The 15641-nt window shown below is 73.7% G+C and carries 13 protein-coding genes, 1 tRNA gene and 1 pseudogene; 7 read left to right on the top strand and 8 right to left on the bottom strand.

Annotated elements, in window-relative coordinates; translation table 11 throughout:
* Nucleotides 1–231: 231 nt before the first annotated feature.
* The 4 genes from V6U81_RS08205 (at nt 232) to V6U81_RS08190 (ending at nt 4639) form a co-directional block, all read left to right on the top strand.
* Nucleotides 232–597: a YciI family protein gene (locus V6U81_RS08205; RefSeq protein WP_334486180.1), complete on the top strand. Its 366-nt coding sequence runs from the start codon at nt 232–234 to the stop codon at nt 595–597.
* A gap of 105 nt (nt 598–702) precedes the next feature.
* A complete protein-coding gene (locus tag V6U81_RS08200) occupies nt 703–2085 on the top strand; it encodes an FAD-binding oxidoreductase (protein WP_334486177.1) in 1383 nt (460 codons plus the stop codon).
* Nucleotides 2086–2309: 224 nt separating this feature from the next.
* Nucleotides 2310–3758, top strand: coding sequence for a pyruvate kinase (pyk, locus tag V6U81_RS08195; RefSeq protein ID WP_334486175.1), 1449 nt, complete (start codon nt 2310–2312; stop codon nt 3756–3758).
* Nucleotides 3755–4639 carry an acyl-CoA thioesterase gene (locus V6U81_RS08190; protein ID WP_334486172.1) on the top strand — a complete coding sequence of 295 codons (885 nt, stop codon included), beginning with the start codon at nt 3755–3757 and terminating at the stop codon, nt 4637–4639. The genes pyk and V6U81_RS08190 overlap by 4 nt, the downstream gene beginning before the upstream one ends.
* Before the next feature lie 46 nt (nt 4640–4685).
* Here the strand turns inward: V6U81_RS08190 and V6U81_RS08185 are convergent, their stop codons facing one another.
* Nucleotides 4686–6455: a vWA domain-containing protein gene (locus V6U81_RS08185; protein WP_334486170.1), complete on the bottom strand. Its 1770-nt coding sequence runs from the start codon at nt 6453–6455 to the stop codon at nt 4686–4688.
* Between the two features lie 24 nt (nt 6456–6479).
* On the bottom strand, nt 6480–7748 hold the full coding sequence (locus V6U81_RS08180) for a serine/threonine protein kinase (protein WP_334486168.1): 1269 nt from the start codon (nt 7746–7748) through the stop codon (nt 6480–6482).
* A gap of 191 nt (nt 7749–7939) precedes the next feature.
* Here V6U81_RS08180 and V6U81_RS08175 point away from each other — a divergent pair, with 191 nt between their 5' ends.
* Nucleotides 7940–8410, top strand: coding sequence for an RrF2 family transcriptional regulator (locus V6U81_RS08175; protein ID WP_334486165.1), 471 nt, complete (start codon nt 7940–7942; stop codon nt 8408–8410).
* Nucleotides 8411–8670: 260 nt separating this feature from the next.
* Nucleotides 8671–9639, top strand: coding sequence for a sulfite exporter TauE/SafE family protein (locus tag V6U81_RS08170; protein ID WP_334486162.1), 969 nt, complete (start codon nt 8671–8673; stop codon nt 9637–9639).
* Between the two features lie 532 nt (nt 9640–10171).
* Here the strand turns inward: V6U81_RS08170 and V6U81_RS08165 are convergent.
* From V6U81_RS08165 to V6U81_RS08155, 3 genes are all read right to left on the bottom strand, one after another.
* Nucleotides 10172–11605 carry a pyridoxal-dependent decarboxylase gene (locus V6U81_RS08165; RefSeq protein WP_334486159.1) on the bottom strand — a complete coding sequence of 478 codons (1434 nt, stop codon included), beginning with the start codon at nt 11603–11605 and terminating at the stop codon, nt 10172–10174.
* Nucleotides 11606–11874: 269 nt separating this feature from the next.
* Nucleotides 11875–12885, bottom strand: coding sequence for an LLM class flavin-dependent oxidoreductase (locus V6U81_RS08160; protein ID WP_334486156.1), 1011 nt, complete (start codon nt 12883–12885; stop codon nt 11875–11877).
* A 56-nt stretch (nt 12886–12941) separates the two neighbouring features.
* Nucleotides 12942–13421: an Lrp/AsnC family transcriptional regulator gene (locus V6U81_RS08155; protein ID WP_334486153.1), complete on the bottom strand. Its 480-nt coding sequence runs from the start codon at nt 13419–13421 to the stop codon at nt 12942–12944.
* An 83-nt stretch (nt 13422–13504) separates the two neighbouring features.
* On the opposite strand from V6U81_RS08155, the gene V6U81_RS08150 reads away from it, so the two are divergent.
* A complete protein-coding gene (locus V6U81_RS08150) occupies nt 13505–14680 on the top strand; it encodes a trans-sulfuration enzyme family protein (RefSeq protein ID WP_334486150.1) in 1176 nt (391 codons plus the stop codon).
* 31 nt (nt 14681–14711) lie between these two features.
* Here the strand turns inward: V6U81_RS08150 and V6U81_RS08145 are convergent, their stop codons facing one another.
* From V6U81_RS08145 to V6U81_RS08135, 3 genes and pseudogenes are all read right to left on the bottom strand, one after another.
* On the bottom strand, nt 14712–15077 hold the full coding sequence (locus tag V6U81_RS08145) for a hypothetical protein (RefSeq protein WP_334486378.1): 366 nt from the start codon (nt 15075–15077) through the stop codon (nt 14712–14714).
* 279 nt (nt 15078–15356) lie between these two features.
* Nucleotides 15357–15461, bottom strand: a pseudogene (locus V6U81_RS08140) (terminase gpP N-terminus-related DNA-binding protein); the annotation flags it as partial.
* A gap of 32 nt (nt 15462–15493) precedes the next feature.
* Nucleotides 15494–15570: transfer RNA gene (locus V6U81_RS08135), tRNA-Leu, on the bottom strand.
* Nucleotides 15571–15641: the final 71 nt, after the last annotated feature.

Here is a 15641-nt window from a genome sequence, read left to right as displayed (position 1 = left end):
CGAGCTTTTTCCCATCATGCGGACCGTACCAGCGCGGCGCGGGTACGGCGTTTGTGGATCATGGCGGGGGATCGGAGCCGGTGGACGAACGGCCCGGCCCGGCGGTAACCGGGCGCGGGGCGGGGCAGTTGTCGCCGAGCGCCCGCCCCGGCCGCCCCGCGCGTGCGACGCTGTGCCGAGTCGGGGCAGGCCGGTCCCGGTGCGGGCGCCGGCAGCGCGGGAGGGGGCGCCATGACGGGTACGCCGCAGCTGGACTTCGCGCTCGACACGTACGAGTGCATCGTGCTCTATCCCGGTCCGGCCGGCCGGGCGCTGCCGAGCGAGACCGTGCAGCGGCTCCAGGCCGAGCACGCCGAGCACATGCAGGCCCTGCAACGGCGGGGCCTGGTGCTGGTCTCCGGCTCGATCGACGGCCCGGCCCGGGAGCCGGCGCCGCCGATCGGCATCGGCCTGGCCCACACCGGCTCGGTGGACGACGTGCGCAGCGTGATGGAGGCCGACCCGGCCGTGCAGGCCGGGCTCTACCAGGTGGACGTGCTGACGTTCCTCTGCCCGGCCGGCTCGATGGAATTCCCGCTCGCCAAGACCGAGAGCTGAGCGGGCGCCGACTGTCGGGAGGGTGACGGCGGGCTGCCGCGCGCGGGTGTGCACTGGGAGGGCCCCGGCCGGGGCGGGCGCGCCGGGCCGGGTCGAGGAGCCTCGATGACCTCCGTCGCCACCACCGACCTTCCGCACGCCGTCGCCCTCCTGCGGGACCTGCTGGGCGAGCGCCTGCTGCTCCCCGCCGACCCCCGGTTCGCCGGCGCGGTGCGGCTCTGGAACGGCGCCGTCGACCGCTCGCCCGCGCTGGTGGCCCGGTGCCGGGACGCCGACGAGGTGGCCGATGTCCTGCGGATCGCCCAGCGCTGCCGGCTGCCGCTCTGCGTCCGGGCCGGCGGCCACGACTGGGCCGGCCGGGCGCTGCGTGACGGCGCCCTGGTCGTCGACCTCACCGAGATGCGCGACGTGGCGGTCGACCCGGCCGCCGGGACGGTCACCGTGGCCGGCGGCGCCACCGCCGCCGACGCGGTCGCCGCGCTACGCCCGCACGACCTGGCCGTCGCCACCGGCGTCGTCCGGGCCGTCGGGCTCGCCGGCCTCACCCTCGCCGGTGGGTACGGCCCGCTCTGCGGCCGCCACGGTCTGGCACTGGACAATCTGCTCTCCGCCGAGGTGGTGCTCGCCGACGGCCGCCGGGTCACCGCCGACCCGGCGCACGACGCCGAGCTGTACTGGGCGTTGCGGGGCGGGGGCGGCAACTTCGGCGTGGTCACCCGGCTGACCTACCGGGCGCACCGGCTGCCGGTCGCGCTCGCCGGGATGGTCATGTTCGCCCTGGCCGAGGCCGGCGCCGTACTGCGCGGCTACCGCGACCTGCTCGTCGACGCGCCGGACGAGCTGACCGTGATGGCCGGGTTCCTGCCCGGCCCGGCCGGCGAGCCGGTGGTCTTCGTCTGCCCGGTGTACGTCGGCGACGACCCGGCCGCGGGGCAGGGCCACGTCGACCGGATCCGAGCACTGGGCACCCCGCTGGTCGACCAGGTGGCGCCGCTGCCCTACGAGGACGTGCTGCGGATGTTCGACGGCGGGATGGTCGACGGGAACCACTACCTGCTGCGTACCCGCTGGCTGCCCGGGCTCGCCGACGGCACGATCGAGGCGCTGGTCGACGCTGCCCGCCGGGTCAGCTCGCCCTTCTCGGCGATCGCCCTGCACCACTTCCACGGCGCGGCGACCCGGGTGGACGTCGCCGACACGGCGTTCGGGCTGCGCGCCGACCACCTGCTCGCCGAGGTGATCGCCGTGTGGGCGACGGGCGACGAGCCGGCGGCGCACCGGGAGTGGGCCGAGCGCACCTCCACCGCGCTGGCCCCGCACGCGCTGCCCGGCGGCTACCCCAACCTGCTCGCCCCGGAGGAGACCGACCGGGTCCGACTGGCGTACGCGGACAACTGGGAGCGCCTGCGCCGGGCCAAGCGCCGGTACGATCCGAGGGGGGTCTTCTCCGCCGTACCCACCCTGCCGGAGACCCCCGGCGGTGGGTGAGCGGCGGCGCGGCGGGCGCGCGCGACGGACGTGGGAGCGGCTCCGGCGGCGGATGCGGCCGGGCGGTACGATTCCCGGCGCGCGGTCGCCGATGCCCGCCACTCACGACGTCCCCGGTGCGGCCCCGTCCACCGGCCACGCGCATGGTCGCGCGTCGTTGGACAACTGTTCCGCAGTCCGAGAGGGGTCGGCCGGTGGGCCGACCCGGAGGAGAGACTAGCCTGATGGGCGTGACACGCCGCGCGAAGATCGTCTGCACTCTCGGCCCCGCAACCTCGTCCCCGGAACGGATCCGGGGGCTCGTCGAGGCGGGCATGAACGTGGCACGGCTCAACTTCAGCCACGGCAGTCACGCCGACCACGAGTCGGTGTACCGCTTGGTCCGCGAGGCCGCCGACGCGGCCGGCCACCCGGTCGCCATCCTGGCCGACCTGCAGGGCCCCAAGATCCGGCTCGGCAAGTTCGCCGACGGCCCGCACGAGTGGCGCACCGGCGACTCCGTGGTGATCACCGGGGACGACATCGTCGGCACCAAGGAGCGCGTCTCCTGCACCTACCGCAAGCTGCCGCAGGAGGTGAAGCCGGGCGACCGGCTGCTGATCGACGACGGCCGGGTCGCCGTGGAGGTCAGCGACGTCACCGGCAACGACATCCGCTGCCTGGTCACCGAGGGCGGCCCGGTCTCCAACAACAAGGGCGTCTCGCTGCCGAACGTGGCGGTCAGCGTGCCGGCGATGTCGGAGAAGGACGCCGAGGACCTGCGCTTCGCCCTCGGGCTGGGCGTCGACCTGATCGCGCTCTCCTTCGTCCGCTCGGCCGACGACATCAAGCTCGTGCACAGCATCATGGACGAGGAGGGTGTCCGTCGCCCGGTGCTCGCCAAGGTCGAGAAGCCGGAGGCGGTCGACCACCTGGAGGCGATCGTGCTCGCCTTCGACGGCGTCATGGTCGCCCGCGGTGACCTCGGCGTCGAGCTGCCGCTCGACCAGGTCCCGCTGGTGCAGAAGCGCGCGGTGCAGCTGTGCCGGGAGAACGCCAAGCCGGTCATCGTGGCCACCCAGATGCTCGACTCCATGATCGAGAACTCCCGGCCGACCCGCGCCGAGGCCTCCGACGTGGCCAACGCGGTGCTCGACGGCGCGGACGCGGTGATGCTCTCCGGCGAGACCAGCGTCGGCAAGTACCCGGTGCTCACGGTCAGCACCATGGCCAAGATCATCACTACCACCGAGGCCGGCTCGATCGGGGTGCCCCGCCTCCAGCACGACCCGCGCACCCACGGCGGCGCGCTCACCGTCGCCGCCTCCTCGATCGCCCGGGCCATCGGCGCCAAGGCGATGGTCGCCTTCTCGCAGACCGGTGACACCGTCAAGCGGCTCGCCCGGCTGCACTGCGACCTGCCGCTGCTGGCCTTCACCCCGGTGCCCGAGGTGCGCAACCAGCTCGCGCTCTGCTGGGGCGTGGAGACCTTCCTGATGCCGTTCGTGCAGCACACCGACGACATGTTCCGCCAGGTCGACCAGGCGCTGCTCGGCCTCAACCGGGCCAACCCCGGCGACTACGTGGTGATCGTGGCCGGCAGCCCGCCCGGCACCCCCGGCTCCACCAACACCCTGCGGGTGCACCAGCTCGGCTCGCTGGTCGACGCGGCCTCCGCGCGGGCACTGCAGTGACCGAGGGCTCCGCGGCGACCGGGCAGGCGGCGGTCGACCAACTGCTCGAGGTGCTCGACCTCGACCACACCGGCGACATGACCTTCCGTGGGATGAGCCCTCCGGTGGGTCCGCAGCGGGTGTACGGCGGCCAGGTCGCCGGGCAGGCCCTGGTCGCCGCCGGCCGCACCGTCGACGCGGAGCGCTTCGTGCACTCGCTGCACGGCTACTTCGTCCGCCCGGGCGACCCGGTGGAGCCGATCGAGTACCAGGTGGAGAACGTCCGCGACGGTCGGTCCTTCTCGGTCCGGCGGTCGGTGGCGCTCCAGCACGGCAAGCCGATCTTCTTCATGTCGGCGTCCTTCCAGCGGCAGGAGGAGGGCCTGGACCACCAGGCCCCCACCCCGCCGGACGTGCCCGGCCCGGAGGACGTGCCGACCATGCCCGACCGGCTCGCCCGCTTCCCGGAGCGGCTGGGCATCTGGGGGCAGATCCCGCGCCCGATGGACGTGCGCTACGTCGGCGAGCCCGGCTGGGTGCCGCCCGGCGACCGCCCCGCGGACCCGAACCAGCGGGTCTGGATGCGCATCGACGGCAAGCTGCCCGACGATCCGCTGCTGCACGCCTGCGCCCTCACGTACGCCTCGGACCTGACCCTGCTCGACTCGGTGCTCTCCGTACACGGCGAGGTCTGGGGCCCCGGCGGCGTCGTCGGGGCCAGCCTCGACCACGCGCTCTGGTTCCACCGGTCGTTCCGGGCCGACGAGTGGTTCCTCTACGACTGCTGGAGCCCGTCCGCCTCCGGAGCGCGCGGCCTGGCGACCGGGCGGATGTTCACCACCGACGGCCGGCACATCGCCAGCGCCGTGCAGGAGGGCCTGCTGCGCCGGGTCGGCGCCTGACCGTCCGCCCTCCCGGTGCCCGAACCTGCGGCATCCCGGCTTCCGATCAGAAGCTGCTGACCACCTTCACGAACGCGTCGTCGACCGTCGCCGGGTCGGTGGCGTCGAAGGCCTTGCCCGCCGAGGCCCGGGCGATCCGGTCCAGGGAGTCCAGGTCGGACTGCCGGTCGAACGCGACGCAGAAGACCTTCACCGGCCGCTCCGGATCCAGCGCGATGTCGCGCAGCAGCCGGTCGAGGTCGCTGTCCTTCCGGTACTCGTTCTTGCCGTCGGTGAGCACGACCAGCGCGTTGATCCGGTTCGGGTCGTAGTTGTCGAGCAGGTGACGGTGCGCCGCGCGCACCGTCGCGTACAGGGCGGTGTTGCCCTCCACCCGTAGCCCGGCGAGCTTGCGGGTGAACGCCCCCCGGTCGAACGGCGACAGCGGCAGCTCCTCGCTGTACGGCTTCGTCGGCCGCTGCCCGGTCTCGCTGGAGAACGACCAGAGCGCGACCCGGTCGGCGGAGTTCAGCAGGCCGACCGCCTTCCCGGCGGCGTCGGTGGCCACCTGGAACCGGGTCCGGTCGCCGACCCGGGCCTTCATGGACCCGGAGGTGTCCACGGCGAGCAGGATGTTGGCCTTCTTCCGCAGGGTGTCCCACCCGTCGAGGATCGCGTCGACCACCTCCGGCTCCGGCGGTTCGAAGTAGGTGAGTCGGTCCGCGCCCGGCCCGGCCACCGTGGCCAGCAGCCGCGCGGCGGGGCGGCGTTCGGAGTCCCGGAAGCCCAACTCGGCGAAGCTGCGCTGCTGCGGCGTCTCCTGCAGGAAGGCGAGGAAGTCCGCGGCGGCCGCCTGCTGCGCCGCGTCGGCCGAGGGCAGCAGCACGTACGGGTGGTCCAGGTTGAACGTGCCCTCCTTCGGGTGCACCGCCACCAGGGGAACCCGCGGCTTGCGGCCCGGCGTGGGGCCGAGGCGGCCCTCGTTGTAGAGGTAGACCAGCTCCTCCTGGAGGACGATCGCGCTCATGTCCGTCGCCGGGGCGTCCCCGGTGCCGGCGGCGTCCGCCTCGGCGAGGTTGCGCAGCAGGTCCACCGAGTCGTCGCTGTAGTGCGAGACGTTGGCCTCGATCCGCCGGACGAACTGGGTCACCGCGGGCCTGGCGAGGTCCGTCTCGGTCAGGTCGCTGGCCCGGTTGACCGCCGCGTAGTAGGTGGCGATCGTGGCCGCCAGGCCCGAGGTGGACAGGTGAGGGTTGTCCTTGCCGAAGGTGAACCGGCCCCACTCCGGCCGGCCGAACGCCGCCCAGCCGGTGTCGCCGGAGAGGCCCAGGACGTCCGCCCAGCCGAGCGGGCCGCGTTGCTGCACCAGCTGACCCTTGTCCCGGGGCATGGCGATGACCAGCGGGCTGTTCGCGATCGACGGGTACCGGTCGGGGGTCTGCGGCGCCCGGCCCGCCGCCTCGTCGAGAATGCGCAGCTGCCCGGTCCACAGTGACGACGTGGGCAGCCACACCTGCGGCGCCGGGAGCTGCGGCTGGGCGAGTGTCCAACCGCCGGCCAGCGCCTGCATCGCCTCGCCCGAGTTGAGGCCGTGCACGCTCACCCGCGCGCAGCGCCCGCCGAAGCGCCGCCCGGCGTCGTTGTACCGCGCGGCGAGCTGCTCGACCAGCGCGCTCTTCTCCGTCGACGAGTTCACCTCCAGCGCGACGCAGCCGGTGGCTTCCGCGCCGGGCGCCGGCCGGACGATCTGGTACGCCGCGGTGATCACCGCGAGCCCGGCGGCGACCGCCGCCGCGTACGGCAGCCACGGCCGGGCGGGACGCTGACCTGCGGCCATCGGATCCTCCTGGGGTTCGGCGGTTCAGGCGCCGGGGCGAGGTGCCGGCATGTGCTGGTCGGCGGCGGCGTCCGCCGGATGGCCGTCCGGCTCGACCATGGGGGTCAGCGTGGTCGCGACCAGCAGACGGACGCCGTAGACCACGACGAAGGTGACGACGCCGACGGCGGCGGCGGTGGCCACGGCCGTCGAGGCGACGTACCCGGCGGCGGCCCCGACCGCGCCGAGGAAGATCGCGACCGAGGTGCCCCACGGGTCGGCGTACTGCCGGCGCAACCGGCTGGTCCAGCCGTGCGGGTGGGCCGGTCCGGGCCGGTGCGGCGGGCGCGACGACAGGGTCGGCGACGCCGTCGCGGGCGTCGCCGGCAGGTCCATCGCCACGGGCCTCGTCGACGGCAGTGGCGCGCGGGGCACCGGCTGGGTGGCCGCGGCGTCGGTCCCCGCCCGCAACGCGGACTGGATCGGCAGGGCCGTTCCGGGGCGGGCGGCATGCCCGAGCAGTCGCAGCAGTACCTCCTCGCTGCGGGGTCGGACCCGGTGGTCCTTCTCCAGGCAGTGTGCGATCAGATCGGCAAGCGGGCCGGCGAGCCCGGTCAGCTCGGGCGGTTCGTGCAGGACCTGGTTCATCACCACCCCCACCGGACCGGTGCCGAAAGGCGGGCGGCCCGCCGCCGCGAAGGCGATGGTCGCCGCCCAGGCGAACACGTCGCTGGCCGGCCCGACATCCTCGTCACGGAACCGCTCCGGCGCCATGTACGGGGCGGTGCCCATGATCCGGCCCGTCAGCGTCTCGGTGACATCGAGCGCCCGGGCGATGCCGAAGTCGATCACCCGAGGGCCGTCGGCCCCGAGGATGACGTTGTCCGGCTTGAGGTCGCAGTGCACCACGTCGGACTGGTGGATCGCGGCGAGCGCGGTGGCGGTGCCCACGGCCAGCCGGTGCAGCGCGTTCCCGGTGACCGGGCCGTGCTCGTGCACGTGTCGGTGCAGGGTGACACCCTCGATGAACTCGCTGACCACGTACGGCAGATCGCCGTCGACGTCGGCGAAGAGGATCTGCGCGGTGCAGAACGGGGCCACCCGTCGGGCGGCGGCAATCTCCTTGGCGAACCGGGACTTGGCGCGCGGATCCTGGTGCAGGTCCACGTTGATCACCTTCACGGCGACCCACCGGCCCTGCTCGTCGCGGCCCAGGTAGACCACGCCCTGCCCGCCCGCGCCGAGGCGGCCCAGCAGCTCGTACGGCCCGGCCTGCCGCGGGTCCCACGGGTTCAGCGGTGTGACGTCCGGCATCGCTGTCGCTGCCCCTATCGGCCGGCGTCCTCGCGGTCGCGAGGGCGTACGGTCCTCCGGCTCCGTGCCGGCGACACGGGTATGGTGCCACGGCCGTGCCACCGCGCGGTGCCGCCCGGCCGACAGATGGGTCGGCCGTTCGGCGGAGGGCGGCGGCCTGGCCGGCTGACCAGCCGTCTAACCTTGCGGTCATGCGCCTCTCCGCCCGCGTCGACTATGCCCTCCGCGCGGCCGCCGAGCTCGCCGCGGTGGCCGATGGCGCGGGCGCCGGGCGGTCCCGACCGGTCACCGCCGAGCAGATCGCCCGCGCCCAGGAGATCCCGCCGAAGTTCCTGGAGAGCATCCTGCTCCAGCTGCGTCGCGGTGGCATCGTGCACGCCCAGCGTGGCCCGGAAGGCGGCTACTGGCTGGCCCGGCCGGCCGCGGAGATCTCGTTGGCCGAGGTGATCCGGGTGATCGACGGCCCGCTGGCCAACGTCCGGGGGCAGCGGCCGGAGGAACTCGGCTACCACGGGGCGGCCCGGGCGTTGCAGGAGGTCTGGATCGCCCTGCGGGCCAGTGAGCGGGAGATCCTCGAGCAGGTGACGATCGCCGACGTGGCCGCCGGCACGCTGCCGGGCCGGGTCAACGAACTGGCCGCCGACCCGCGGGCCTGGAGCTGACCGACGCCTGACGCTCCGCCGCGTCACGTCCGGTTCGTCGCGTCCCGCTCCCGGCCCGTCCTGCTCCCGGCCGTCCTGCTCCCGGCCGTCCTGGTCCCGGCCTGTCCTGGTCTCGACCCCTCCTGGTCCCGGCCCGTCCGGTGGATGCCGCCGCCCGGGTGGCGGGCGTCCCATCCACCGACACGGGTCTTGACCATCGCCGTGCCGTGCCGCATTGTCGACCAAGTCGATAGGAGATGCCGAAAAGTTCGGAGGGGCTCGTGCGCAAGCTTCTGGTCCTCGCCCTGGTGGGGCTGGCCGCGCAGCTCGTCGACGGTGCGCTCGGCATGGCGTACGGGCTGACGTCGTCCACGCTGCTGCTCTTCGCCGGTGTCGCCCCGGCCGCCGCCTCGGCGTCGGTGCATCTGGCCGAGATCGGCACCACCCTCGCCGCCGGCGTCGCGCACTGGCGCTTCGGCAACGTCGACTGGCGGGTGGTGGCCCGGATCGCCGTCCCCGGCGCGCTCGGCGCCTTCGCCGGAGCCACCTTCCTCAGCTCGATCTCGACCGAGTCGGCCGCGCCGTGGATGGCCGGCATCCTCTTCGCGCTCGGGGCGTACCTCCTGGTCCGCTTCTCCCGGCCGTTGCGCCCGCGGCCCGGCGCGGGTCGACTGCGGGGTCGCTTCCTCGGCCCGCTCGGCCTGGTCGCCGGCTTCGTCGACGCCACCGGCGGCGGCGGGTGGGGTCCGGTCGCCACCCCGGCGTTGCTGGTCTCCGGCCGTCTCGAACCCCGCAAGGTGATCGGCTCGGTCGACACCGCCGAGTTCGTGGTCGCCGGCGCGGCCAGCCTGGGCTTCCTGATTGGACTGGGTAGCCAGGGTTTCCTGCTGCCCACCGTGGCCGCGTTGCTGATCGGCGGCCTGGTCGCCGCGCCGATCGCTGCCTGGCTGGTCCGGATCGTCCCGGCCCAGCTGCTCGGCGCCACCATCGGCGGCGTGATCGTGCTGACCAACGCCCGCACCCTGCTCACCGCCGGCGGCGTCGGTACCACCGCCCGCCCGCTGGTCTACGCGCTGCTGGCCGCCGGTTGGCTGGCCGCACTGGCCCTGGCCGTACGGGCGCTGCGCCGAACCCGTCGGGCGCGAGCCACCGCCGACGCGGCGCTGACCCACGCCGAGCCGGCACCGGTCGCGCCGTCCGCTGCCGGTGCCACGCCGGAGGGTCGGCCGCTCGCCTCCGTGGAGGGCTGACTACCGGGACCTTCTGGTCCCCGGGGCCGGCGGCAGTCCTCAAAGGATCGACTCGACCCATCGGCAAGGTCGTCGACCAGATCCGGGTCCGGTTCGCCAGCGGATCGGTGGACGGAGTGCTCGCCGGGCGGTCCACCGCCGGCCCGCCTGGGCACCCGCGCCCGTCTGGGCACCCGCGCCCGTCTGGGCACCCGCGCCCGCCCGGGCACCCGCCGTGCGGCCCGTGTCGCCCACAGCGGCCGTGTTGCCCGGGCGGAGCGGGCCGTGCTGTGTTGCCCGAGGCCGTGCTTTCGGCGCTGTCCGTGCTGCCCGAGGACGGAGCCCGGCGGACCGTCCCGGCCCCTTGTCGGGCGCGGTGGTCGGATCGCCCGAGCAGCCACCGTCCGTGGGAGACACATTTCCCGGAGAGCGATATGACTCCCGGTCATATTTATGACGGAGCGTCATATCGCTCCCGGGGACATTGCCCGCCAGCCCGCCAGCCCGCCAGCCGGCCAGGCCGCCAGCCCGCCCGCCAGCGGCCCGGCAGGGGTCAACCGGCCAGCACCTCGGCCGCGGTGGCGGCGAGCAGTTCCCACGCCGCGTCCACGTGCTCCTGGGTGGTCAGTGGGGAGCCGACCGCGAGGCGCAGCGTGTAGCGTCCGCCCACCCGGGTGTGGGTCAGCAGCACCCGACCGGTGCCGTTGACCTGGGCCAGCAGGGCGGCGCTCGCCTCGTCCCCGGCCCGCAGGCGGAAGCAGACCAGCGAGAACGGGTGCGGCGCGGCCAGCGCGAACCGGTGGTCGGCGGCGACCCGGGCGGCGAACCGGTCGGCGAGAGCCACCCCGGAGCGGATGTGCGCCCGCAGTCCCTCGACGCCGTACCAGCGGAGCACGAACCAGAGCTTCAAGGCCCGGAACCGGCGGCCCAGCGGCACCTGCCAGTCCCGGTAGTCGATCACGGCGCCGGACTCGGTGGCGGCGTTTCGGAGGAACTCCGGCATCACCGTCAGCGCCTCGATCAGCTCACCACGGTCGGCGACCCAGAACGCGTCACAGTCGAAGCCGGTGAGCAGCCACTTGTGCGGGTCGAAGCAGTACGAATCGGCGTACTCCAGCCCGGCGTGTGACCAGCGCAGCTCCGGGCAGACCGTCGCCGCGCCCGCGTACGCGGCGTCGACGTGCAGCCAGACGCCGTACTCGGCGCAGATCCTTCCGATCTCCGGCACCGGGTCGACGGCGGTGGTGGAGGTCGTACCGATGGTCGCCACCACGATCGCGGGGACGTCCCCGGCGGCCAGGTCGGCCTCGATCGCCGCCCGCAGCGCCGCCGGTCGCATCGCCCGGGTCACCGGATCCACCTCGATCGGGCGGACGCCGTCCTCACCGAGGCCGGCGATCCGGGCGGCCTTCTCGATCGACGAGTGACCCTGGGTCGAGGTGTACGCGCGGTAGCGCCGGTCGACGCCGACCTCGCGCCACCGGCCGGCGCTGGCCCGGTGCAGCGCGCCGAGGGTGGCCACCAGGGTCGCCGAGGAGGCCGAGTCCTGGATCACGCCGCCGCCGCGCCCGGTGGAGCGGAACCGCTCCGGCAGGTCCAGCAGCCCGGCCAGCCAGTCGAGCATGACCGTCTCCAGCTCGGTGCAGGCCGGGCCGGTGGCCCAGAGCATGCCCTGCACGCCGAGGCCGGAGCTGACCAGATCGCCGAGCACGCTGGGCCCGCTGGTGTTGGCCGGGAAGTACCCGAAGAAGGAGGGGTGCTGCCAGTGCGTCAGCCGGGGCGTGATCAGCTGGTCGAGGTCGGCCAGGACCGCCTCGACCTTCTCGCCGTGCTCCGGCGGGGCGGTGGGCAGCGCGGCGGCGACCGTGCCGGGCGGGTCCTGCGAGGTCACCGGCCGCTGCCCGAGCGTGGTCCAGTAGTCGGCGACCCAGTCCACCACCGCGTGCCCGGCGCGGCGGAACTCCTCCGGGTCCATGTGCTCAGCCATCCACCGAGTCGATCAGGTGGACCGCCCCGGAGCAAGAGCAAGCGTCGGTGTGCGGTCGGGCGCTCCGTCCCGTCCGGGGCGACGCTGCCCCGGACGGTCCGGAAAGGCAGGCACCGGGTCGCCAGCCGCGGAATCCGCACAGCTGGCGACCCGGTGCACCACACCGCAGCACTCCCGACCCGTCCCGACCGGGAGTGCCGTACCACCACCGGTCACTAAGTTAGGCGCGCTCCGCGACGGTCGGGTGACGCGGGTATGAAGAGCGTGTTTCAGGCATTCCGGCGGAGTCCGCCGGCCACCTTGTCGGCGATCAGCTCGTACGAGCGCACCCGGTCCTCGATGTCGTAGACCATCGTGGTGATCATCAGCTCGTCGGCGCCGGTGCGGTCCCGCAGGTCGGTGAGCTGCCGGCGGACCGTCTCCGGCGAACCCATCGCCTGGCCCTCCCGGCGCTGCCGGATGAACTCGAGCTCCAGCTCGTTGTACGGGTACGCCGCCGCGTCCTGCGGACTGGCGAGGGGCTCGGGCCGGCCGGAACGCAGCTTCAGGAACGACAGCGAGCTGGGCCCGGCCAGCCACTCCGCGCGCTCGTCGGTCTCCGCGCAGACCGCGTTGACCGCCACCATCGCGTACGGCTTGTCCAGGAAGCGTGACGGGCGGAAGTGCTGCCGGTACAGCGCCAGCGCGGGCAGCGTGTTCTGCGCGCTGAAGTGGTGGGCGAAGGAGAACGGCAGTCCGAGCAGGCCGGCCAGCTGGGCGCTGAAGCCGCTGGAGCCGAGCAGCCAGACGGCGGGGGACTGGCCCAGCCCCGGGGTGGCCGTGATCGGCCCCGGGTCGTCGCCGCTGAAGTAGTTCATCAGGTCGGCCAGCTCGCGCGGGAAGCCCTCCGCGGAGAGCCCCTCCATGGTCCGGCGCAGCGCCAGCGCGGTCATCTGGTCGGTGCCCGGCGCGCGGCCGATGCCCAGGTCGATCCGGCCCGGGTGCAGCGCCTCCAGGGTGCCGAACTGCTCGGCCACCACCAGCGGCGCGTGGTTGGGCAGCATCACCCCGCCCGAGCCCACCCGGATCGAGTGGGTGTTCGCCGCCAGGTGGGCGAGCAGCACCGCCGGCGCGGAGCTGGCGATGGCCGGCATGTTGTGGTGCTCGGCGACCCAGAAGCGGCGGTAGCCCAGCTCCTCGGTGCGGCGGGCCAGCTCGGTGGTGTGCCGCAGGGCCTCGCCGGCGGAGGCGTCGGCGGCGACCGGGGCAAGATCAAGAACAGACAACGGTACGTCGATCACGGCTGTTGCCAACCCATCCCACGCCGGAATTGTTCCCCTCGCCGGGTACGGGTGGCTCAGCCCATGCCGCGCGCCTGCTCGAAGATCAGGCTGGTCTGGGTGTGCTGGACCACCGGGTCCACCGCGAGATGGTCCAGCACGAAGTCCCGCAGCGCGTCCCCGGATGCGGCCCGCACGTGCAGCACATAGTCCTCCGCGCCGGCCACGTGGAACACCGACACCACCCCCGGTAGCCGCACCGACCGGGCCCGGAACGCGTCCACCGCCGCGCGCTCGTGCGCCGTCAGCCGTACCGACACCAGCGCCTGCAACGGCAACCCCACCGCCGCCGGGTCCACCTCCGCGTGGAAGCCGCGGATCGCCCCGCAGTCGCGCAGCGCCCGGGTCCGGGTCAGGCAGGTCGACGGGGCCACCCCCACCCGCTCAGCGAGGGCGTTGTTCGGCAGCCGGCCGTCGACGGCCAGTTCGGTGAGGATCGCGCGGTCGACGTCGTCCAGGGCGGCGAAGGACCGCACATCATTCGGTACAGCAGGCATGTGAACATCCTTCCGCGAATCCAGCGATGGCGGAAGCGGCACTGACAGAATCATCTTCGGTTCTATTGCCTTGGGATAGTGCTTTGTTCGACGCTTCCGGCATGACGACGGTGGACACCCGGGCCGTGCACGCCGGCCGCGACGACCTCGCGAGCCTCGGCGTGCACGTGCCGCCGATCGACCTCTCCACCACCAACCCGTTGCCCTCGGTCGACGGCGGTGGCGACGCGTACGAACTGCTCGCCACCGGCGGCACCCTCCCGGCCGGCGCCAGCGCCGTCTACCAGCGGCTCTGGAACCCCACAGTGGCCCGCTTCGAGACCGCCCTGGCCGAACTCGAGGGCACCGCCCAGGCGGTCGCGTTCGCCAGCGGCATGGCCGCCCTCACCGCCGCCCTGCTCGCCGCCACCCGCGACGGGAAGCGCCACGTCGTCGCCGTCCGCCCCCTCTACGGCGGCACCGACCACGTGCTCGCCACCGGGCTGCTCGGCACCGAGGTCACCTGGGCCCGCCCGGACGAGGTCGCCGCCGCCGTCCGCCCCGACACCGCCCTGGTGATCGTCGAGACCCCGGCCAACCCCACCCTCGACCTGGTCGACATCGCCGCGCTCGCCACCGCCGCCGGGCACGTGCCGCTGCTGGTCGACAACACCGTCGCCACCCCGGTGCTCCAGCAGCCCGCCCGGCACGGCGCCGCGCTCGTCCTGCACAGCGCCACCAAGAGCATCGGCGGGCACGGGGACGTCCTCGCCGGCGTCGTCGCCTGCGACGAGGGGTGGGCCGCCCGGCTGCGCCAGGTCCGCGCCGTCACCGGCGCCGTCCTGCACCCGCTCGGCGCGTACCTGCTGCACCGCGGCCTGCAGACCCTCCCGCTACGGGTCCGCGCCCAGCAGGCCGGCGCCGAGAAGCTCGCCGTCTGGCTCTCCGGTCACCCGGCCGTCGTCCGGGTCCACCACCCGGCCGTGCACGACCCGGCCGGGCTGGTCGGCCGGCAGATGTCCGGCACCGGCAGCCTGCTCGCCTTCGAGGTACGCGGCGGCGGCACCGCCGCGGCCGCGGTCGCCGGCGCGTGTCAGCTGATCACCCACGCGGTGTCGCTCGGCGGGGTGGACACGCTGATCCAGCACCCGGCCTCGCTCACCCACCGGCCGGTCGAGGGGGACGCAAAGCCCTGCGGCGGCCTGCTGCGGGTGTCGGTCGGGCTGGAGGACCCGGAGGACCTGCGGGCCGACCTGGAGCGGGCGCTCGCCAGCATCTGATCGCCGCGCTGGCACCCCCCGGCAAGGGGCGTCAGGACTTGGGGCCGACGTGGCGGTCGAGGGCGGCGACCGCCTCCCGACGGGCCACCGACAGCGAGTTGCGGCGATTCATCCTCCAGGCGACGCCGAGCAGGTCGAGGGCCCACTGGCAGAGGCCCATGATGTCGGCGGACTCGTTGACGAACATGTAGCGCGGATAGACGTAGCCCTTGCCTCGGACCGTCACCCGGTTGGAGAACCGGCAGCCGTCGGAGTGGAAGAGGCCACGGAGGAAGTCGCCGGGGTGGCGCTCGACGATCTCGCGCTGCCACTCGGCGAGGACGATCGGGCGTTCGTGCTTCTTGCCAGGGCCGTGCTGCGGAAAGAGGCAGGGCCAGTGCTTGCCGTAGCTCTGCACGCTGACACACCCCTGCTGCCGGACACGCTGAACCTTGCTCGCGAGTACCGATCGCATGGCAGTCTCGCAGGCGCTGATCAGGCCGGGCCAACTGTTGCTGCAAGAGATCCGAAGAACGGGCACCCGTGCGGAAGTGACCAGGTGGCCGTCGCCCAGGTAAAGACCGAGCAGGTAGCTGTAGGCGGCTGGGTCTGGCGGATGATTTACGTCGCGCAGGCAGCGGAAGCAACGCAGAGCCGTTCCCTGGACAACCGGCTGGGGCCGGTCCCGGCACCAGTGCCACACGGTGCGGTAGGAGAGTCCGACGCTGCGGGCGGTGTCGGCGACCGTAGCTCCCGAGAGATAGAGCCGCCGTGCGCGTTCGCGTATCTCAGGTGGATGCACGCAGGCATCATCGAACACCCGTACGACAGTTTTGGTGTCCCCGGTGGGATTCGAACCCACACTGTCGGAGGTTTGAGCTCCGTTTCTCTACCGGTTGGAATACGGGGACAGGGCTCGCCTGACGCTCTCGCGTCGTGTCATAGGTTACCCACTACGCTAAGGGCGACGACACCCGGCACG

It is taken from the genome of Micromonospora lacuserhaii (genome assembly GCF_036902735.1).
In the GTDB taxonomy this organism is placed as follows: domain Bacteria; phylum Actinomycetota; class Actinomycetes; order Mycobacteriales; family Micromonosporaceae; genus Micromonospora.
Note: the sequence above shows the minus strand (reverse complement) of the source record. Positions and strands in the feature narration are given on the sequence as shown.

Bases quoted from the DNA above. Each gene is read 5' to 3' on its own strand.
- V6U81_RS08205 (WP_334486180.1), top strand. From the start codon at position 232: ATGACGGGTACGCCGCAGCTGGACTTCGCGCTCGACACGTACGAGTGC.
- V6U81_RS08200 (WP_334486177.1), top strand. From the start codon at position 703: ATGACCTCCGTCGCCACCACCGACCTTCCGCACGCCGTCGCCCTCCTG.
- pyk (WP_334486175.1), top strand. From the start codon at position 2,310: ATGGGCGTGACACGCCGCGCGAAGATCGTCTGCACTCTCGGCCCCGCA.
- V6U81_RS08185 (WP_334486170.1), bottom strand. From the start codon at position 6,455: ATGGCCGCAGGTCAGCGTCCCGCCCGGCCGTGGCTGCCGTACGCGGCG.
- V6U81_RS08180 (WP_334486168.1), bottom strand. From the start codon at position 7,748: ATGCCGGACGTCACACCGCTGAACCCGTGGGACCCGCGGCAGGCCGGG.
- V6U81_RS08175 (WP_334486165.1), top strand. From the start codon at position 7,940: ATGCGCCTCTCCGCCCGCGTCGACTATGCCCTCCGCGCGGCCGCCGAG.
- V6U81_RS08165 (WP_334486159.1), bottom strand. From the start codon at position 11,605: ATGGCTGAGCACATGGACCCGGAGGAGTTCCGCCGCGCCGGGCACGCG.
- V6U81_RS08155 (WP_334486153.1), bottom strand. From the start codon at position 13,421: ATGCCTGCTGTACCGAATGATGTGCGGTCCTTCGCCGCCCTGGACGAC.